Below are 17692 nucleotides of genomic sequence, written 5' to 3'. Positions count from 1 at the left end.
GTGGCGCACGCTGGGACGCACGACGGACGCCCAACGGCGAGTCGCGCGTGGTCAGCGATCCCCGGTCGTTCCGGTCAGGTGTGCGAATTCGGATAACCCGCCGGGCGCCAGTTCGGCGAGCAAGGCGTGGAAATCCAATCCCACCAGCCCGCGCGCCCGGCGAAGCAACGGCGCCACCGGGCTCGACGGCTCGTGGCGTTCATACCATTGGCAGATCGCGTCGAGCTGTCGACGCACGTCATCCGGACCGTCGATGCCTCCGTTCGCGCAGGGGCGTGGCGACGCATCCTGCACGGTGGGGTCGTCGTTCTCCGTGAGGCTGTCGCCGGTATCGGGAAGATAGGCGTTCAGCGCACCGCGGCATTCACGCAGCTCGCGGCGCAAGGGATCGACATCGGGACCTTGCCCTGGCGTACGCATCGAGAAAACATCGGCGATCGCGTCCAGGTGGCGCAGCGCGGTGGCGACCAGATCGTCCAGTGCACGCAGTGCGTCGTGCCCCGCCTGGGCGAGCACGGTGGCAACGTGTTCGTCGAGCGTGCCGCCCGATGCGTCGTCGTCGCCTCGCTTCAATGCGCCGGAGGTGATGCGCAGCTCGCGCAGGTTGACGCTGCCGAGTCGCTCCACGCGGATCAACGGCACGCGTCGCAGATAGCCCAGCATGCCGTCGTCGGCACACAGCGCGGCCAGCGCGTTGATCCGCTCCGCCGGGTCGCCGTCGTCGATGCGTGGGTGCAGCGAGTCCCAATGGCGTTCGAGCATGCCTCGCAGCAAGGCCAATCCGTCCAGCCAGCCGCCAGGGCCATCGGTCTTCAGCCACGCGGTGCAAAGGTGCATGCCAAGACGCAGGTCGCGGGTCTTCCCGGCCAGATGGAGCGCCTGCCTGGCGACGTCGCGCCACTCGGGTTCCTGCGCCTCGCACGTGGCGTCGCCCACGCCCCGTTCGCCGCGCGGGGCGGCCAGGATGTCCAGGGCGAGAAAGTCGGGGTCGTATTCGAGGTTGGGCCCGGAGGGATGGGCTTCATCGAGCGGTGCCAGGAGCGATTCGATGTCAGGCATGCAGCATGTCGGGGGTGAAATGCGCCACGGCCGGGCGCAACGGGAGGGGGCCGGCCATCCGGGTGATCTGTTCGCGCAGCCAGCGATGGGAGGGCTGTTTGTCCATGCGCGCATGCCAGGCCATCGTCAGCGTCGCCGAGGGTGCGTCGAACGGCAAGGCACGCCATTCGATGCCGGACCCCAATGACGCGGCCATGCTCCGGGGTAGCGTGCAGACCAGGTCGGTGCCGATGAGTATGCCGCGCAATGCGTGGCTGTTGGCGGCGCTCACCATCACTCCGCGGGTAAGACCCCTGGCCTGGAGGTGGTGGTCCATGTCGTCGCACAGCCGGCCCGACGACGAGACCACCGCGTGGCGCAGCGCGCAATACGCGTCGATGTCCATGCACGTGTCCGTGCACGGGTGGCCGGGGCGATGCGCGAGTACCAACGGTTCGCTCGACAGCTCGCGAACCTTCAGCGACGGCGGCACGCGCGTCGCCGATACCAGCGCGAGATCGACCTCGCCGTTCTCGAACGGTGCGAGCATGGGCTCGTTTTCATCGTCCGCCTGAAATGCCGCGCGCAAAGCCGTGTTGCCGTGACGTTCGATGACGCCGAACAGGGCCGGCGTGAACACGTCGATGGCGCAGCATGACCCGCGGATGCGGAACGTGGCCGCGTCGACGCCGGGATCGAACGCGGCGTCGGCGTAGCTGATGGCATCGAGTCTCGAGAGCGCGTCGCGAAGCGATTCGGCGATCTCCTCGGCCTTGGGCGTCGCGACCATGCCGCGCCCGGTTTCGGACGGCACCAGCAGCGGATCCTTGAACAGGCGGCGCAGTCGAGCCAGTTGTCCGGACAGGGCGGGCTGGCTCACGTGGAGCCGCGCCGCGGCACGCGTGACGTTGCGCTCCTCGAGCAGGACATCCAGCGATACCAGCAGGGGCAGTTCGCTTGGCTTGAAGCTCATCGTCGGGCCATGCGTGCCGAAAAGGCGCATTCTTCGGTGCGTGGCCCTGGATGACAATCGGGCGTGATCCGACCTGCCTCACGGCGAGGCGCCTACCCGATGGTTGCCGGGCTGTCGTCCTGGCGGCTGTCGTCAGTCGTGCCGCCGGCAGAAACAGGCCAGCAATGCGGTCCAGCAGGGTAGCGCCAGGAGCAACCAGGGCAGGTTTCGCTGCGGGAAGTCGGGCCACAGGTGCAGCGCCAGGGCGACGACGCACGCGGCGAACGAGATGGCGGTGACGCGCGGGGCGAAGCGGCCCATCGGACGTCCCGCGTGGCGCAGGCGCCAGATGGCGGGCAGCAGCAGGAACGCCAGCGGCTGGTAGGCGAGCAGGTTGAAGTTGCCCCATGCCGAGCGGTGCAACGTGAGGCTCCACAATGCCGCCATGAGCAGGCCGGCGAGACCGGCAAACACGAGGAAGACGGTGGATGCGACGGCGGACAGCGTGCGCAGGCCACGTCGGCGGGTAAATGCCGGGAGGATCATCGGCACGGCCCACAGCACACCCACGCCGAGCAGCGGCCAGCGAAGATCGGGAGCCGACTCGGGCGGCGGCACGAGCCGTGCCGGTACGAGGGTGTCCTCCTCGGCCACGAGGGGACGCTCGTCGCCGGGCGCGCCGATGCGTACGTGGCGGATCTCTTCCTCGAGCACCATGGGCAGGAACGCTTCCTTCCATGAGGTCATCGGCTGGTCGGCGAAGGGGCCCAGGCCGAGGTCCATGCCCAGCATCAGCCAGGGCTGGTTGCTCATGAGGCGCGCGGTCTGCTCGCGATACGTCATGCCGCCGGCACGGGACCGCAACTGCTGTCGCAAGGCCCCGTCCAACGCGTCGTCGAGCGCGTCGCGCACTCGCGTGGTGCAGTTGTCCACGTAGTAGTCGTAGTTGTAGCCGGCGTTGGCCGGCTGCACGTTCCAGATGAGGAAACGGCGCAGGCGGTCTTTCTGCGCGTCGGTGAGCGCGAGCCGCTGGCGGCGCACGTAACGGCCCTCGCCCGCGTAGAACTCGACGTCGGACCGGGTCGGCTCGGCATCCATGCGGTAGGCCATGATGCCGCGCGCGAAATTGAGGATGAAGTTGTCCTGGTCGAAGTCGAACACGCCGTAGTTGAAGGCAATGGCCTCGCCGCTGGCGGTGTCGCGCACTTCCAACGCATCGTGACCGAATCGCTCCCAGTAGATGTCGCCGGGACCGTAGGTCATCAGCGAGATTTCCAGGTGGGCCGGCGGCGCGTCCACGATGCCCGCATGGGCGAGGGGGGCGAAGCAGATCAACAGCAGGAGCAGGGTCAGTCGCATCGGGCGGTACGCTATGTCTGTGGGAGCCGCTTCGGCGGCGGTGGCAAACTGGCCCGCTGCCGCGGGATCGCCGCCGTAACGGCTTCCACAAGGGCGCTCGATCAGGCTTCCCCGTTCGCCCGTGTAACGTGGAACTGCTGCACGCGACGATCGTCCGCGTGGGTGACGCGGAACAGGAAATCGCCCACGGCGATCTCCTCGCCGGCCGTCGGCAGATGACCGAATTCGGAGGTGATCATGCCTCCGATGGTGTCGAACTCCTCATCGGAGAAATGCGCACCGGCCACCTCGTTGAAGTCCGCGATCGGGGTGAGCGCGCTCACCGAGAAATCGCCTTCGGCCAGCGGCTGCACCAGCACGGGATCTTCCTCGTCGTCGTGTTCGTCGTCGATTTCGCCGACGATCTGCTCGAGCACGTCTTCGATGGTGATGAGACCGGCCACGCCACCGTATTCGTCGACCACCAACGCCATGTGGTTGCGCGTGAGGCGGAATTCCGCCAGCAGCACGTTCAGGCGCATCGACTCGGGGATCAGCACCGCCGGGCGCAGCAGGGCGCGCAGGTCGAAGGCGTCGCTCTTGCCGAAGGTCTTGAGGAGGTCTTTCGCCAGCAGGATGCCGAGGACTTCGTCCTTGTCTTCGCCGTGCACGGGGAAGCGGGAATGGCCCGATTCGACCACGGTGGCGAGGATGTCGGCCAGGGGCGCGTCGGCGGGGAGACTGACGATCTGGGCCCGGGGCACCATGACGTCGTCGACGCTGAGTTCGGTGACCTTGATCGCACCCTCGACCATGGTCAGGGTGTCGTTGGAAAGCAGGCCGTTGACCTGGGCGGTGCGCAGCTCTTCGATCAGTTCGTCGCGGTTGCGCGGCTCGCCGGAAAACAGATGGCCCAGTCTGTCCCACCACGATCGGTGGGCCGGGCCATGGGTACTACCAGGGTCCTCGTTCATTACTCTTTGGTGTTCGGCCCACGATGGGGCGGAAGGGTCAGTCTACTGGAATTCTCATGACGGTTCAGGCAACGGGCTCGCGGCTTCGCCGCGAATCGCGGACAGGGTCCGCTCCCACCTTCCAGTAGCAGGCTATACCGAAGGGTGGGAGCGGACCCTGTCCGCGATTCAAGCGGGCCTCAGGCCTGATAAGGATCCGCGATGCCCAGCCCCGCCAGTATCCGGGTCTCCAGCGCCTCCATCGCCTCCGCCTCGCCCTCGTCGACGTGGTCGTATCCCAGCAGGTGCAGGGTGCCGTGGACGGTGAGGTGGGCCCAGTGGTCGCCGGGCTTCTTGCCCTGTTCGGCGGCCTCGCGGGCCACGACGGGGGCGCAGATGATCAGGTCGCCGATGAGCGGCACCTTCACGCCGGGCGGGAGATCGGCCGGGAAGGACAGCACGTTGGTGGCGTAATCGCGACCACGGTATTGCTTGTTGAACGACAGGCCTTCCTCCTCGCCGACGATGAGGATGGACAGTTGCGTGGCCTTGCGCCGCCTGGCGCCCTTGAGGGCGGCCTCCACCCAGCGGCGAAAGCTCGCGGACGTCGGCATGCCCTTGCGGCCGGCGGAATAGCCCACGGCGAGGTCGAGCGAGGTCATCCGGCGTCGTCCTGCTTCTGCTCGAACGCCTCGTACGCGCGCACGATCTTGGCCACCAGCGGATGGCGCACCACGTCGCGCGAGGTGAAAAAGGTGAAGCTGATGCCGTCGACGCCGCGCAGCACCTCGATGGCGTGGCGGAGGCCCGAGCGCACGTTGCGGGGCAGGTCGACCTGCGAGACGTCGCCCGTGATCACCGCCACCGAGCCGAAGCCGATGCGGGTCAGGAACATCTTCATCTGCTCGACCGTGGTGTTCTGCGCCTCGTCGAGGATGACGTACGAATCGTTGAGCGTGCGGCCGCGCATGTAGGCCAGCGGCGCGATTTCGATGACGTTGCGTTCGATGAGCTTGGCCACCTTCTCGAAGCCGACCATCTCGTACAGCGCGTCGTAGAGCGGGCGAAGATAGGGGTCGATCTTCTGGCTGAGGTCGCCGGGCAGGAAGCCGAGCTTTTCGCCGGCCTCCACCGCCGGGCGCACCAGCAGCACGCGCTGCACGCGATTGGCTTCGAGGGCCTCCACGGCGCTGGCCACGGCCAGATAGGTCTTACCGGTGCCCGCAGGGCCCACGCCGAAGTTGATGTCGTGCGTGGTGATGGCGTGCAGGTAGCGGGCCTGGTTGGGGCCGCGGCCCTTGATGACGCCGCGCTTGACCTTGATCACCACCTCTTGGGCCGACTCCGCGGCTTGCTCGTTCAGGGCGTCGATGCCGGATTCGGCCAGTCGCACGTTGATCGCCTGGCCGTTGAGGGTTTCGGTTTCCGTGGCGGCATAGAGGGCGCGCAGCACCTGCTCGCCGGCCCTGGCCGACGGCTCGTCGCCGATCACGCGGAACAGGTTGCCGCGATGGTCGATCTCGATGCCCAGGCGCAGCTCGATCTGGCGGATGTGTTCGTCGAGCGGACCGCAGAGGTTGGCGAGGCGGGCGTTGTCCTCGGGATCGAGGGCGAAATCGTGTTGGGACAGCTGGCTCATGGCGTTCACGAGACGAGTGCGACCTCGTCTTCGAGAAGAACGCGTCCGCGCAGGGAGTTGCTCATCGCCTCGGTGATGGTCACGTCGATGAACTGGCCGATCATGCGCGGATGGCCGGGGAAGTTGACGTAGCGCATGTTTTCGGTGCGTCCGGTCATTTCGTTGGGATTCTTGCGGCTGGGCTTCTCGACCAGTACGCGTTGCACGGTGCCGACCATGGCCTCGTTGATCTTGCGGGCGTTCTCGTTGAGCACGGCCTGCAGGCGCGTCAGGCGCGCGTGCTTGGTCTCGCTGGAGGTGTCGTCGGGCAGGTTGGCCGCCGGCGTGCCCGGGCGCGAGGAGAAGATGAACGAGAAGCTCTGGTCGAAGCCCACGTCGGCGATGAGCTTCATGGTTTTCTCGAAGTCGTCGTCGGTTTCGCCGGGGAAGCCCACGATGAAGTCCGACGAGACGCAGATGTCCGGGCGCACGGCGCGCAGCTTGCGGATCTTCTGCTTGAACTCGATGGCCGTGTAGCCGCGCTTCATGGCCGACAGGATGCGGTCGGAACCGGCCTGCACGGGCAGGTGCAGGTAGTTGGCCAGCTGCGGCACGTTGGCGTAGGCCTCGATCAGCGAGTCGGAGAACTCCAGCGGATGCGAGGTGGTGAAGCGGATGCGGCCGATGCCGTCGATCTGCGCGATGGCGTGGATCAGCACGGCGAGGTCGGCCGTGCCGCCGTCGTGCATGGGGCCGCGATAGGCGTTGACGTTCTGGCCCAGCAGGTTGACCTCGCGCACGCCCTGTTCGGCGAGCTGGGCCACTTCGACGACCACGTCGTCGAACGGACGGCTGATTTCCTCGCCGCGGGTGTAGGGCACCACGCAGTAGGAGCAGTACTTCGAGCAGCCTTCCATGATGGAGACGAAGGCGGTGGGGCCTTCGGCACGGGGCTCCGGGAGTCGATCGAACTTTTCGATCTCGGGGAAGCTGATGTCCACCTGCGGCTTGCCGCTGGCGCGCTTGGCTTCGATCATCTCGGGCAGGCGGTGCAGCGTCTGCGGGCCGAAGACGAGGTCGACGAAGGGCGCGCGCTTGAGGATGGCGTCACCCTCCTGCGAGGCCACGCAGCCGCCCACGCCGATGAGCACGGGCTTGCCGCCCTTCTTGTGTTCGCGCCACTTGCCCAGCTGGCTGAAGACCTTCTCCTGAGCCTTCTCGCGGATCGAGCAGGTGTTGACCAGGATGACGTCGGCCTCGGCTTCGTCCTGGGTGAGTTCCAGCCCGTGCGAGGCGCGCAGCACGTCGGCCATCTTGGCCGAGTCGTACTCGTTCATCTGGCAGCCGTGGGTCTTGATGAAAAGCTTGCCGCTCATGGGGCTGGGTACCGTGCTTCGAGGGTGATTACCGAACCGCGCAGTTTACTCCTGGCGCCCGTCCGTTGCCAGATGGCGGCGGTGGATCAATGACTTGCGTGAAGGTGGTCACGCTCGTGGCCCTTGGCGGGGAGGGGGTGTGAGGGCAGAATTGGCGCCATGTACGACGTTGTGTCGCCAGGGGAAAGCGAGGGTCGATCCTCGCGCCGTTTCTCCGTGTCCGGTCCGGCCCTGAAAGGGGTCGCGATCGCCTGCGTCCTGCTGCTGGCGTTCCTGGCCGGACCGGCCGCGGCCAGCTCGCTTTACCGGTGCCTGGGTAGCTCGGGCGAAACCGTCTTCGCGGGTACCACGACCGGTTACCGCAACTGCAAGAAGATCGGCGATACCGGGCCGGCGCGCCCGTCCCGTTCTCCCTCTCCGCCTGTCGCGAAGGCGGATCCGCCGGCGGTGGCCTCGCTGGAGGGCGTGGTCGGCTCCGTGGTGCGAGCGCCTGAAAAAGACGCCCCGCCGCCGACCGCACCGGTCAAGCGGGGCTGGGACTATCGCGAGTCGGCATCGACGGACCTGGCGGCGGGTCCCGCGCCCGAGCCGGTGAAGGGCTCCCGCGTGTTGCGCGGGGCGGTCTACCGGATCACCCGCGCCGACGGTGGCGTGGAGTACACCAACGTGGCTCCCGGCGGCGCGGCGAAGGGCTCGAGCATCAAGATGCTCTTTACCTATATAGCCACCTGTGTCGCCTGCGACGTCCACTCGAAGATCGACTGGAACAGCGTGGCGCTCAACCTGACCTCGTATGGCGAGGTGATCCGTGCCGCCAGCTCGGAATTCGGCGTGGACGAGGCCCTGCTGCGGGCGGTGATCCATGCCGAGAGCGCGTTCAACCCGAGGGCGTTGTCGGTCGCCGGGGCGCAGGGGCTGATGCAGCTGATCCCGGGCACGGCGCGCGACATGGGCGTGCTGGACGCCTTCGACGCGCAGCAGAACATCCGCGGCGGCGCGCGCTACCTCGCGCTGCTGCTGAGGAACTTCAACGGCAACGAGCGGCTGGCCGCGGCCGCCTACAACGCGGGGCCGGGGGCCGTGCAGAAGTACAACGGCGTGCCGCCCTACGACGAGACGCAGGTGTACGTGGAGCGGGTGGGGATCCTGCGCAAGCGGTATGGGGAGAGCTTGCGGCGGGTCAACGTGCCGCTGGCCGACCGGGGCGGGTGACCTGCGCTTTCGCGACCTGGATTCGCCGATAGGATCGGCTCCCACCCCTTCGGTAGAAACGAAGCGCGCTCGTGGACGCGTTGCTGCTGAAAGGGTGGGAGCCGATCGTATCGGCGAACCCCTGCGAAGCGGTGACGCGGGATCAGGGGTTGCTCCGCAACGCCTGCAACGTCGAACTCGGCGGCCTCTGCGCCGGCGTCACCGACACCGTGAATGGTGCTCCATAGCGCAATCCCGAGACCTGAACGGCCTCGCCGGGTTTCAGCGACGCCTCGTGGCGCCGCAGGTCCGACGGATCGAGGATGTCTTCGTTGCCGATGCGCAGCAGTACGTCGCGCTGCTGGATACCGGCCAGCGCCGCCGGCCCCCCGGGGGAGACCTCGTTGACCACGACACCGCGCGCCGCCGAGGGCAGTCCGCTGTCCGCCGACACCGGTACCGCGCCGTAGTCGGCCCCGATCCAGCCTCGCACGACGTGGCCGGTCTTGATGATCTGGTCGAGCACGTCGCGGGCGCTCTGCACGGGGATGGCGAAGCCGATGCCCTCCGCGCCCACGGCCTGGCCGATCAGCGAGGTGTTGATGCCCACCAGTTCGCCGTGGGCGTTGACCAGCGCGCCGCCGGAGTTGCCGAAGTTGATCGCCGCGTCGGTCTGGATGAAGTTCTCCAGGCTCGACAGGTTGAGCTGCCGGCCGATGGCGCTGACGATGCCCATCGTCACCGTCTGCCCGATGCCGAACGGATTGCCGATGGCGAGCACCACGTCGCCCACGCGGGGGCGGCTTTCGGCGTCCGTCATGCGGATGGCAGGCAGGTTGCCCGCGTCGACCTTGAGCACCGCGAGATCGGTTTCGTCGTCGGAGCCGATGACGCGGGCCTTGGCCACGCGCCCGTCGTAGAGCAGCAGCTGGATGTCGTCGGCGTTGGCGATGACATGGTTGTTGGTCAATACGTAACCATCCTCGCTGACGATCACGCCCGAGCCGAGGTTCTGCTGGCGACGCGTGCGCGCCGGCCCCGTGGGCACGCTGAAGATGCGTTGCAGCACGGGATCGGAATACAGCTCGCGCGGTTGCTCGGTGACCAGCTTGTTGGCGTAGATGTTGACCACCGACGGCGCGGCCTTGGCGACGGCATCGGCATAGGAGGCGGGGGCGGCCGGCGCGGCGGCTTCGCCGGTGGGTGCGGGGGTGGGGACCGGAGTCGACGTGCCCAGGCGCTGGCGCAGCAGGGCGCCGGTATGTGGCCAGACCAGGCCGACGACGAACGCGACGGCAAGGCCGAGCACGACGAAACGGGCGACGAAGGAGAGCATGCGGGCGGCGTGTTTCATCGAAAGAGCGCAAGATCCTGTCGTCGTCGCCTTGCCCGTCGGCGAGGTGGTCACCCATTTTCCGCACCCAGGCGCGGACTTGGCAGCCCTCTCCTCCATGTAGCACAAGGATCGGTTCAGTTTATTGTACGTCGCGGATGCTGACGTTACACTGCCATGATTTGCGGAAGCCGATTTCCAGTAAACCGGCGATGTGGGGTCCGCATCCTCAATGGCATAAGTTCCGGAGAGCCTGATGGCGAACGAAGTCGTCGATCACGGCCGCCGTCGCTTCCTGACCGCAACGACGGCTGTCGTCGGCGGAGCAGGGGTGATAGCGGCAGTCGTCCCCTTCATCAAGTCGTGGGAGCCGAGTGCAAGAGCCAAGGCGGCGGGGGCGCCGGTCACGGTCGACATCAGTGCCATCGAGGCCGGCCAGAAAGTGACGTTCGCCTGGCGCAGCCTTCCCGTCTTCGTCGTCAACCGCAGCAAGGACCAGCTGGCCCAGCTCAAGGGCCTCGATTCCCGGTTGCTCGACCCGCAATCGTCCGACGCGGGGCAGCAGCCGAAGTACGCGACCAACGAAACGCGTTCCATCAAGCCCGAGTGGCTCGTGGTCATCGGCCTGTGCACCCACCTGGGTTGCGTTCCCGACTTCGTCCCCGACATCAAGCCCGAGCCGTTCGACGCCAACTGGAAGGGCGGCTTCTACTGCCCCTGCCACAAGTCGCGCTACGACCTCGCCGGCCGTGTCTTCAGCGGCGTGCCCGCCCCGAAGAACCTCCCGGTGCCGCCGTACCACTTCATCGACGACACCCACATCCAGATCGGCGTCGATCCGCAGGAGGCCGGCTGATGGCTAACGTATTCTCCCGCATCGGCGACTGGGTGAACGAGCGCGCGCCGAACATGATGCCTGCCTACCGCAAGCACATGACCGAGTACTACGCACCGAAGAACTTCAACCTCTGGTACTACTTCGGTTCGCTGGCGCTGCTGGTCCTGGTCAACCAGATCGTGACCGGCATCTTCCTCACCATGAACTACAAGACGAGTGCGGCGGAAGCCTTCAACTCGGTCGAGTACATCATGCGCGACGTGGAGTGGGGCTGGCTCATCCGCTACATGCACTCCACGGGCGCTTCGCTCTTCTTCGTGGTGGTGTTCCTGCACATGTTCCGCGGCATCATGTACGGCTCGTTCAAGAAGCCGCGCGAGCTGGTCTGGATCCTCGGCATGCTGATCTTCCTCGTGCTGATGGCCGAGGCCTTCATGGGCTACGTGCTGCCCTGGGGCAATATGTCGTTCTGGGGCGCGAAGGTGATCATCTCGCTCTTCGGCACCATCCCGGTGATCGGCGGCACCCTGGTCGAGTGGATCATGGGCGACTTCCTGCCCGCCGACGCCACGCTCAACCGCTTCTTCGCCCTGCACGTGATCGCGCTGCCGCTGGTACTCCTGCTGCTGGTGGTGTTGCACATCTTCGCCCTGCACGAGGTGGGTTCGAACAACCCCGACGGCGTCGACGTGAAGCACGGCCCCAAGGGCAACCGCTGGGCCGCCGACAAGCCCAAGGACGCCATTCCGTTCCATCCGTACTACACGGTGAAGGATCTCTTCGGCGTCGGTTTCTTCATCACCATCGCCGCCTTCATCATCTTCTTCGCGCCCACCTTCGGCGGCTGGTTCCTCGAACACGACAACTTCACGCCCGCCAACAACCTCGTCACGCCGAGCCACATCAAGCCGTCGTGGTACTTCACGCCGTTCTACGCGATCCTGCGCATGATCCCGTCGTTCTTCGGCACGGCCATCTGGGGCGTGATCGGCATGTTCGGCGCCATCCTGCTGCTGGCCCTGCTGCCCTGGATCGACAAGGGCGAGGTGCGCTCGGTGCGCTTCCGCGGCCTCGGTTTCCGCATCGCCCTCGCGGTGCTGGTGATCTCCTTCCTGGCCCTGGGCCTGGTCGGCGCCGGCGTGACCGCCGAGGTGATCCCCGAGTGGTTCCCCGGCGTGGACGTCACCACCTGGGAAAACGCCTTCGGCCGATTGATGGTGCTGGGTTACTTCGGCTTCTTCGTGTTCGTATGGATCTACACGCGCTTTGGCTTCGAGAAGACCAAGCCGGTTCCGGAACGGGTGACGATGCATGATTAAGCGCTATCTTTCCTGCCTCGCCCTCGCGCTGGGCCTTGCCGCCGCCACCGTTCCCGCGCTCGCCGAAGAGGGCGAGGGGTTGCCGCGGGCGGGCACCAACGTCGCCGACAAGGCCTCGCTGCAACGTGGCGCCAAGCTCTTCTTCAACTACTGCGTGGGCTGCCACTCGCTGAAGTACGTGCGCTATTCGCGCCTGGCCGCCGACCTGGGCCTCTCCGAAGACGAGGTGATGAACAACCTCAACTTCACCGGGGCCAAATTCGGCGAGCCGGTGATTTCGCACATGCCCGAAGAATCGGCAAAAAGCTGGTTCGGCAAGGCGCCGCCCGACCTCTCGCTGGAAGCTCGCGCCAAGGGCGTCGACTTCATCTTCAACTATCTGAACTCGTTCTATCTCGACCCGAGCCGTCCGGTCGGCTGGAACAACACGGTGTTCCCGAACGCCTCCATGCCCAACCCCCTGTGGGAGCTCCAGGGCCTGCAGGTGGCCGTGCATGGCGAGGCCAAGCCGGGCGAGGAAGCCGCCGTCGAGAAACTCAGCATCGCCCAGCCGGGCCGCATGAGCCCCGAGGAGTTCCGCGGAGCCACCCGTGACCTGGCCACGTTCCTCGAATACACGGCCGAGCCGGCCGCGCTCGAGCGCCAGTCGATCGGCGTCTGGGTGATCCTGTTCTTGGCGGGCCTGACTTTCCTGCTGTACCTTCTGAAGCACGAGTACTGGAAGGACGTCCACGAGAGTCACTGACGGATGTCCCTAGCGGGGCGGCCCCAGGGTCGCCCCCTTCGTATACCGGCACGCAGGGAGGGAGATCGCGAAGATGGTCCAACATGCACGTTCGCGTACGGCGTTGACGCTCTATACCAGCGCCGACGATATCCACAGCCATCGCACGCGATTGGTGCTGGCGGCCAAAGGCGTCGCCTACGACCGGATCATCCTCAAGGCCGACCAGCCCACGACCGACCTCCTGGAACTCAATCCCTACGGCACGCTGCCTACCCTGGTCGACCGCGACCTCACGGTGTACGACACGGCCGTGGTCGTCGAGTACCTCGACGAACGCTACCCGCACCCGCCCCTCATGCCCATCGACCCGCTGTCCCGGGCACGCCTGCGCCTGGCCACCTGGCGCATCGAGAACGACTGGCTTCCCGAGATCGAGACCATCGTGGAAGGTGGCCGGGACGTTGCCGCGGCCCGCAGGCGGTTGCGTGAGCACCTGCTCGTTTCGGTCGAGCTCTTCAAGGCCTCGCGGTTCTTCCTCAATCCCGAAATGAGCCTGATCGACTGCCTCGTCGCTCCCGTGGTCTGGCGCCTGCCATACCTGGGCGTGGACCTGGGCAAGGACGGCAAGCCCATCGTCGACTACGGCGAGCGCCTCTTTCACAGCCAGGGTTTCGCCCGAAGCCTTACGGCGGAAGAGCGGGCGATGCGTCCCGACTACGATTTCACGCCGGGTTAGCCCTCCAAGCGCGTATCCCTTAAACTGTGCACTGACCTTGCCCTGCCGGGGCGACCGGCGGGAACGACGAGGACGGTTTTCCATGGATACCAACGAAAGCTCGGGCATGACCTCCAATCGGCCCTATCTCCTGCGCGCGATCTACGACTGGATCAGCGACAACGGCCTCACCCCCTATGTGCTCGTCGATGCCGGACAGCCGGGCGTGAAGGTGCCGGCCCACGTGATCAAGAACGGCCAGGTCGTGCTCAACCTCGCCATGCGCGCGGTGGCCAACCTCGACCTGGGCAACGACCGGATCGCCTTCCAGGCCCGTTTTTCCGGCGTGAGCCAATCGATCGTGATTCCCGTGTCGGCCGTGCTGGCGCTTTACGCGCAGGAAAACGGCCAGGGAATGATGTTCCCGGCCGACGAGAACGACGAATCCGCCCCGGCCGCGAACGGGCTCGAGGTAGTGGAAGGCTCGGCGGAAGCGCCGGCGACCGGCGGGGACGACGATAGCCGCCCCAAGCGCGGGGCGCCGCATTTGCGAGTGGTCAAGTAACGACGAACATCGGCTTCTTCGCCGTAGGCAGGTGCCCACCGCGATGAGCGTGGTTATCGCCCCGGGGCCTGTCCCGCTCGCTCTTACTGCAAGCGCCGCCGGTCCGCCAGCGACACCACGTTGCCACCGTATATCCCCGGATCCGTCGCGACCACCGTCTCCAGCTCCGGCGATCCCGACAACGGCAGGGAAAAGCTGGCGATCTCGTTGCCCGCCATCCATAGCCGCGCGGCATGCCGTGACATGCCGTCGTCGCTCACTTCGAACGCGTAACAGCGCTCCAGTCTCCGGGCCCCATTGACGCCTTGCAGGCGGATGGCACGCAGACCCACCGATTGGTCGAGCAGTTGAAGCCCGTGGCGCTTGCATAGCCCCATCGCGGCACGCACCGCGATCTCGCGAGCGCGGGTCAGCTTGTACCAGACGCCGATACCGGCGGCGGCCGCGAAAAGCCAGAACAGGTCGGTGAACGAGGACATGCCCCGAGTGTGTGGCCGATGTCCCCCAAGGACAAGCCCCTCGAGTGTGAGCCAGCTACCGAAGGGGTGGGAGCCGATCGTATCGGCGAAAGGAGGTCGGCGAAAAGGCGGCCCTACAGATCGAGCCGGAGCGACAGATCGATGGCGCGCACATGCTTCGTCAACGCGCCGCTGGAGATGAAATCCACCCCCGTCTCCGCGATCGCCCGGATCGTATCGATCTCCACGTTGCCGGATACTTCGAGCGGAAGCCGTCCCGCCGCGAGGGTCACCGCCTCGCGCATCATCGGCAGGCTGAAGTTGTCGATGAGCGCCCGGTCCGCGCGCGCCTCGATGGCCTGGCGCAGTTCGTCGAGGTCTTCCACCTCGACGATGAGCGGCAGGTCGGGGTGGATCGCCCGTGCCGCGGCCACGGCCTGCGCGATGCCTCCCGCGGCGATGATGTGGTTTTCCTTGAGCATCATCGCGTCGAAGAGGCCGATGCGATGGTTCATGCCGCCGCCGCACCGCACCGCGTATTTCTGTGCCCGACGCAGGCCGGGCAAGGTCTTGCGGGTGTCGAGCAGGCGCGTGCCCGTGCCGGCGATCGCGTCGACGTAGCGGGCGGTGGTCGTCGCCGTGGACGAGAGAAGCTGGAGGAAGTTGAGCGCCGAACGTTCCGCCGTCACCAGGGCGCGTGCCCTGCCGGCGAGCCGGCAGATGACCGAGCCGGCGGCGACGCGGTCGCCGTCGTGGGCCGACCATTCGATGCGCACGTCCGGGTCGAGGGTGCGAAAGCAGGCATCGAACCAGGGTGCACCGCTGAGTACCGCGTCTTCACGGCAGGTGAGGGTGGCGGTGGCGCGGGCTTCCGGATCGAGCATGTCGGCCGTGGCGTCCCCCGGACCGACGTCTTCCGCGAAAGCGCGCTGTACGTCGATGAAGATCTCGGCGGCGGAAGGCACCGCGTCGGCGAGGTGTCGCGTGTGGGATACGGTCATCGGGAATCGGAGTGGTCAGCCGGCGTCGGGCGCATCGGTGCGGAGCTTTTCGACGATGGCGTCCATGGCGCGGTCGAAGAGCAGGGTGGAATCGAGCACGCGCGCGGTGCCCTGCGCGAACGCCTGCGCGAGCGCCGCCTGGCTGTGGTCGGCCACCTTGAGGCCGCGACGGTTCACGAACAGGTAGCGGCCGCTGATGGGGCTGATCCACGACAGCTTGGCGCGATCGCTCGTGCCGTCCTCGGCCACGAATTCGAGCCAGTGGCCTACCTTGAGCTCACGCACCATCGCGAGGAAGGCCTCGTCGAAGGCCTCGTCGGCGAGCGCCTCGGATTCGTCGTCGGGTTCGACCGGTGCCGGCTCCTCGATGGCCTGGATGGCCTGCGGAAGCGGCATGTCGCCGCTGGCGACTTCGGGCGTGGCCGGGGCTTCGCCAAGCTGCGAGCGGTAATAGGCCAGGAGCTGGCCGAGCAGTTGCTCGGTGTCGGCTTCCTGGAATGCCACGGATGCGAGGCCGCGGCGCAACGAGCGTTCGATGCCGGGCAGCAGCGTGCGCAGGGCGCGACGGCTTTCCGCATCGTGGGCGGGCTTCGCGCTGGCGACGAAATCGTCGATGAATCGCAGGGATTCCTTGAATTCGTGCGATTCGTCGCCCTGGCGGAGCAGGGTGAGCACGACGTAGTTGGCCCAGGCGCGGGTCAGCACGCCGTAGATGAGCGGCGGCAGCGATGCGCCGTCGACGCGACCGACGATTTCCTGGGCGGCACGGCGGCGCGCCTGCTCGAGCTTTTCGCGTCCGCGGGTGGATTCGGCCACGCGCTGCTCGGCCAGTTCGGCGCGCTTGCGGCTGACGTCGAGGAATTCCTGCAATTCGGCGGCGAGACGGTTGAAGATGGCCACGTCGTCGTCGAAGTCGTGCAGCAGGCGCTCGACGATCGACTTCACCTTGTCGAAAAGGCGGCCGTCGCGATCGGCTTCGGCCGACCAGCCCTTGGCCGCGTCGGCGAGCGCGTCGAGCAGCTGGCGTGCCGGGTGCGACTTGTGCGCGAACATCCGGCGGTCGAGCAGCGCGACCTTGAGGTAGGGAATCTGCAGGCGCGCGAGCAGCACCTGCATCTCGGCCGGCAGGTTGTGATCCTCGAGGATGAATTCGAAGAGCATGCCCACCAGGTCGATGGTGTCTTCGTCCATGCCGGCGACGTGCGCGGTCTGCTGGCCGCGCAGCTGGCCGATCTGGGCGAGCAGCTGCGCCTTGAGCTGGGCCACGTCACGGGTGACGTCGGCCTGGGTTTCCAGTGGCGCGCTGGCGTTGGGCAACACCGCGATCTGGCTCTGCAGCAGGGTAAGCGCGCCCAACAGCTCGGTGGCGCTGGGCAACGGACCCACCTGGGCCACGGCCGGGGCGGGGGCGCGCCGCGCACTGAACAAGGCGTGCAGCGACTGCATGAATTCGGCGGCCGCCGCATCGGTCACCGGTGCGACGGGCGCGGCCGGCGCCTGCGTGGGCGCGGTCGTGCCGACGGGGCCGGTGGGGGCGGGCGCGTCGCTGCGCCGCGTGGGAATCTCGTGGCGCAACTGCGGCAGCACGCCGGCCGCCGCCAGTTCGTTGTTGATGTCGTCGTAGAGCTCGTCGATGCCGGCGAGCACGTAGCGATCGAACAACTTGTAGATGATGAGCTTGACCTTGACCTCGACCAGCAGCTCGCGCATCGCCTGGCGGAACGCCGCGGCGAGCGACGCGGGGCCGACCGGATTGCTCGCGTCGTCCATGCGGGTGCCGCCGCAGATCACCGAAAGGCGCTGGTTCACGGCGAACAGGGCGCGCGCGAGGCGCTGCTCGTTCTTGCCCACCATGCTGGTGATGGCGAGGGATTCTTCCAGTTCGTTCTCGCCGACGAGGCTCAGCTCGATGTTGGCGAGCGGGCGGGCGCCCGCTTCGGCATCGGGTGCGCGGGCGCGCCCGGCGGAGAAATCGGCCAGGTCGCGGGCGACCTGGCCGAGGAAGGTGCGCTCGACGATCGCGCGCTTCTTGCGCACTTCGCGCATGCCGTCGAAGAACTGCGTCTGCGCGGCATTGTTCTCGGCTTTTTCGGCGAGATCGAAAAGCGCGTCGTCGATGTTCTCGAACATGTTGCTGGCCAGCGCATGCAGGCGCTTGGTGGCCAGGCCGCGCACGCTGACCAGCAGGGCGCCCACGCGGTCGCTGCGCGGGTCGAGCCGCTGGCTCAGGTCGACCACGTTGGACGGCTCGCTCGCGTTAGTCATCGCGC

17 protein-coding genes are annotated in these 17692 nt (G+C 67.0%); 6 read left to right on the top strand and 11 right to left on the bottom strand.

Features of this window, described 5'->3' with window-relative positions:
• Nucleotides 1–51 precede the first annotated feature (51 nt).
• The 7 genes from tssA to miaB all read right to left on the bottom strand — a co-directional run bounded on the left by tssA (nucleotide 52) and on the right by miaB (nucleotide 7275).
• The gene (tssA, locus tag L2Y94_RS15780; protein ID WP_247368596.1) at nucleotides 52–1059 is read right to left on the bottom strand and encodes a type VI secretion system protein TssA; all 1008 of its coding nucleotides are present in this window, start codon (nucleotides 1057–1059) and stop codon (nucleotides 52–54) included.
• On the bottom strand, nucleotides 1052–2011 hold the full coding sequence (locus L2Y94_RS15775) for a LysR family transcriptional regulator (RefSeq protein WP_247368594.1): 960 nt from the start codon (nucleotides 2009–2011) through the stop codon (nucleotides 1052–1054). The genes tssA and L2Y94_RS15775 overlap by 8 nt, the downstream gene beginning before the upstream one ends.
• Before the next feature lie 132 nt (nucleotides 2012–2143).
• Entirely contained in the window at nucleotides 2144–3349 is a 1206-nt protein-coding gene (locus L2Y94_RS15770) for a lipoprotein N-acyltransferase Lnb domain-containing protein (protein WP_247368591.1), read from the bottom strand.
• Between the two features lie 101 nt (nucleotides 3350–3450).
• The gene (locus L2Y94_RS15765) at nucleotides 3451–4302 is read right to left on the bottom strand and encodes a CorC family transporter (RefSeq protein WP_247368588.1); all 852 of its coding nucleotides are present in this window, start codon (nucleotides 4300–4302) and stop codon (nucleotides 3451–3453) included.
• A 179-nt stretch (nucleotides 4303–4481) separates the two neighbouring features.
• Complete coding sequence (ybeY, locus tag L2Y94_RS15760) at nucleotides 4482–4943, bottom strand: rRNA maturation RNase YbeY (RefSeq protein WP_247368586.1); 462 nt, start codon at nucleotides 4941–4943, stop codon at nucleotides 4482–4484.
• Complete coding sequence (locus tag L2Y94_RS15755) at nucleotides 4940–5920, bottom strand: PhoH family protein (RefSeq protein WP_247368566.1); 981 nt, start codon at nucleotides 5918–5920, stop codon at nucleotides 4940–4942. Before L2Y94_RS15755 ends, ybeY begins: the two co-directional genes overlap by 4 nt.
• Nucleotides 5921–5925: 5 nt before the next feature.
• The gene (gene miaB / locus L2Y94_RS15750; protein ID WP_247368563.1) at nucleotides 5926–7275 is read right to left on the bottom strand and encodes a tRNA (N6-isopentenyl adenosine(37)-C2)-methylthiotransferase MiaB; all 1350 of its coding nucleotides are present in this window, start codon (nucleotides 7273–7275) and stop codon (nucleotides 5926–5928) included.
• Between the two features lie 159 nt (nucleotides 7276–7434).
• Here miaB and L2Y94_RS15745 point away from each other — a divergent pair, with 159 nt between their 5' ends.
• Complete coding sequence (locus tag L2Y94_RS15745) at nucleotides 7435–8487, top strand: lytic transglycosylase domain-containing protein (protein WP_247368544.1); 1053 nt, start codon at nucleotides 7435–7437, stop codon at nucleotides 8485–8487.
• Nucleotides 8488–8629: 142 nt separating this feature from the next.
• Here L2Y94_RS15745 and L2Y94_RS15740 read toward each other — a convergent pair whose 3' ends face one another.
• Nucleotides 8630–9820 carry a S1C family serine protease gene (locus L2Y94_RS15740; protein WP_247368543.1) on the bottom strand — a complete coding sequence of 397 codons (1191 nt, stop codon included), beginning with the start codon at nucleotides 9818–9820 and terminating at the stop codon, nucleotides 8630–8632.
• A gap of 235 nt (nucleotides 9821–10055) precedes the next feature.
• Between L2Y94_RS15740 and petA the strand changes: the two genes are divergently transcribed.
• The 5 genes from petA (at nucleotide 10056) to L2Y94_RS15715 (ending at nucleotide 13963) form a co-directional block, all read left to right on the top strand.
• A complete protein-coding gene (petA, locus tag L2Y94_RS15735) occupies nucleotides 10056–10655 on the top strand; it encodes a ubiquinol-cytochrome c reductase iron-sulfur subunit (protein WP_144909729.1) in 600 nt (199 codons plus the stop codon).
• On the top strand, nucleotides 10655–11956 hold the full coding sequence (locus L2Y94_RS15730; protein ID WP_247368540.1) for a cytochrome b: 1302 nt from the start codon (nucleotides 10655–10657) through the stop codon (nucleotides 11954–11956). The genes petA and L2Y94_RS15730 overlap by 1 nt, the downstream gene beginning before the upstream one ends.
• On the top strand, nucleotides 11949–12701 hold the full coding sequence (locus L2Y94_RS15725; RefSeq protein WP_247368538.1) for a cytochrome c1: 753 nt from the start codon (nucleotides 11949–11951) through the stop codon (nucleotides 12699–12701). The genes L2Y94_RS15730 and L2Y94_RS15725 overlap by 8 nt, the downstream gene beginning before the upstream one ends.
• Nucleotides 12702–12774: 73 nt before the next feature.
• Entirely contained in the window at nucleotides 12775–13419 is a 645-nt protein-coding gene (locus tag L2Y94_RS15720) for a glutathione S-transferase N-terminal domain-containing protein (protein ID WP_247368535.1), read from the top strand.
• Nucleotides 13420–13525: 106 nt separating this feature from the next.
• Entirely contained in the window at nucleotides 13526–13963 is a 438-nt protein-coding gene (locus L2Y94_RS15715; protein ID WP_425602473.1) for a ClpXP protease specificity-enhancing factor, read from the top strand.
• A gap of 83 nt (nucleotides 13964–14046) precedes the next feature.
• On the opposite strand, the gene L2Y94_RS15710 is transcribed toward L2Y94_RS15715, so the two are convergent.
• From L2Y94_RS15710 to L2Y94_RS15700, 3 genes are all read right to left on the bottom strand, one after another.
• Nucleotides 14047–14442, bottom strand: coding sequence for a DUF3301 domain-containing protein (locus L2Y94_RS15710; RefSeq protein WP_247368530.1), 396 nt, complete (start codon nucleotides 14440–14442; stop codon nucleotides 14047–14049).
• A 113-nt stretch (nucleotides 14443–14555) separates the two neighbouring features.
• Nucleotides 14556–15422 (bottom strand): carboxylating nicotinate-nucleotide diphosphorylase, encoded by an 867-nt coding sequence (gene nadC / locus L2Y94_RS15705; protein ID WP_247368527.1) that lies wholly within the window; start codon nucleotides 15420–15422, stop codon nucleotides 14556–14558.
• Between the two features lie 15 nt (nucleotides 15423–15437).
• Nucleotides 15438–17687: a DUF1631 domain-containing protein gene (locus L2Y94_RS15700; protein WP_247368524.1), complete on the bottom strand. Its 2250-nt coding sequence runs from the start codon at nucleotides 17685–17687 to the stop codon at nucleotides 15438–15440.
• Nucleotides 17688–17692 lie beyond the last annotated feature (5 nt).

The sequence above is a fragment of the Luteibacter aegosomatis genome, from assembly GCF_023078455.1.
Lineage (GTDB): Bacteria > Pseudomonadota > Gammaproteobacteria > Xanthomonadales > Rhodanobacteraceae > Luteibacter > Luteibacter aegosomatis.
This window is presented reverse-complemented; position numbering and strand designations above follow the sequence as displayed.

What these genes read in the sequence shown, in the direction of transcription:
- tssA (WP_247368596.1), bottom strand. Translation starts at nt 1,059, where the DNA reads ATGCCTGACATCGAATCGCTCCTGGCACCGCTCGATGAAGCCCATCCC.
- L2Y94_RS15775 (WP_247368594.1), bottom strand. Translation starts at nt 2,011, where the DNA reads ATGAGCTTCAAGCCAAGCGAACTGCCCCTGCTGGTATCGCTGGATGTC.
- L2Y94_RS15770 (WP_247368591.1), bottom strand. Translation starts at nt 3,349, where the DNA reads ATGCGACTGACCCTGCTCCTGCTGTTGATCTGCTTCGCCCCCCTCGCC.
- L2Y94_RS15765 (WP_247368588.1), bottom strand. Translation starts at nt 4,302, where the DNA reads ATGAACGAGGACCCTGGTAGTACCCATGGCCCGGCCCACCGATCGTGG.
- ybeY (WP_247368586.1), bottom strand. Translation starts at nt 4,943, where the DNA reads ATGACCTCGCTCGACCTCGCCGTGGGCTATTCCGCCGGCCGCAAGGGC.
- L2Y94_RS15755 (WP_247368566.1), bottom strand. Translation starts at nt 5,920, where the DNA reads ATGAGCCAGCTGTCCCAACACGATTTCGCCCTCGATCCCGAGGACAAC.
- miaB (WP_247368563.1), bottom strand. Translation starts at nt 7,275, where the DNA reads ATGAGCGGCAAGCTTTTCATCAAGACCCACGGCTGCCAGATGAACGAG.
- L2Y94_RS15745 (WP_247368544.1), top strand. Translation starts at nt 7,435, where the DNA reads ATGTACGACGTTGTGTCGCCAGGGGAAAGCGAGGGTCGATCCTCGCGC.
- L2Y94_RS15740 (WP_247368543.1), bottom strand. Translation starts at nt 9,820, where the DNA reads ATGAAACACGCCGCCCGCATGCTCTCCTTCGTCGCCCGTTTCGTCGTG.
- petA (WP_144909729.1), top strand. Translation starts at nt 10,056, where the DNA reads ATGGCGAACGAAGTCGTCGATCACGGCCGCCGTCGCTTCCTGACCGCA.
- L2Y94_RS15730 (WP_247368540.1), top strand. Translation starts at nt 10,655, where the DNA reads ATGGCTAACGTATTCTCCCGCATCGGCGACTGGGTGAACGAGCGCGCG.
- L2Y94_RS15725 (WP_247368538.1), top strand. Translation starts at nt 11,949, where the DNA reads ATGATTAAGCGCTATCTTTCCTGCCTCGCCCTCGCGCTGGGCCTTGCC.
- L2Y94_RS15720 (WP_247368535.1), top strand. Translation starts at nt 12,775, where the DNA reads ATGGTCCAACATGCACGTTCGCGTACGGCGTTGACGCTCTATACCAGC.
- L2Y94_RS15715 (WP_425602473.1), top strand. Translation starts at nt 13,526, where the DNA reads ATGACCTCCAATCGGCCCTATCTCCTGCGCGCGATCTACGACTGGATC.
- L2Y94_RS15710 (WP_247368530.1), bottom strand. Translation starts at nt 14,442, where the DNA reads ATGTCCTCGTTCACCGACCTGTTCTGGCTTTTCGCGGCCGCCGCCGGT.
- nadC (WP_247368527.1), bottom strand. Translation starts at nt 15,422, where the DNA reads ATGACCGTATCCCACACGCGACACCTCGCCGACGCGGTGCCTTCCGCC.
- L2Y94_RS15700 (WP_247368524.1), bottom strand. Translation starts at nt 17,687, where the DNA reads ATGACTAACGCGAGCGAGCCGTCCAACGTGGTCGACCTGAGCCAGCGG.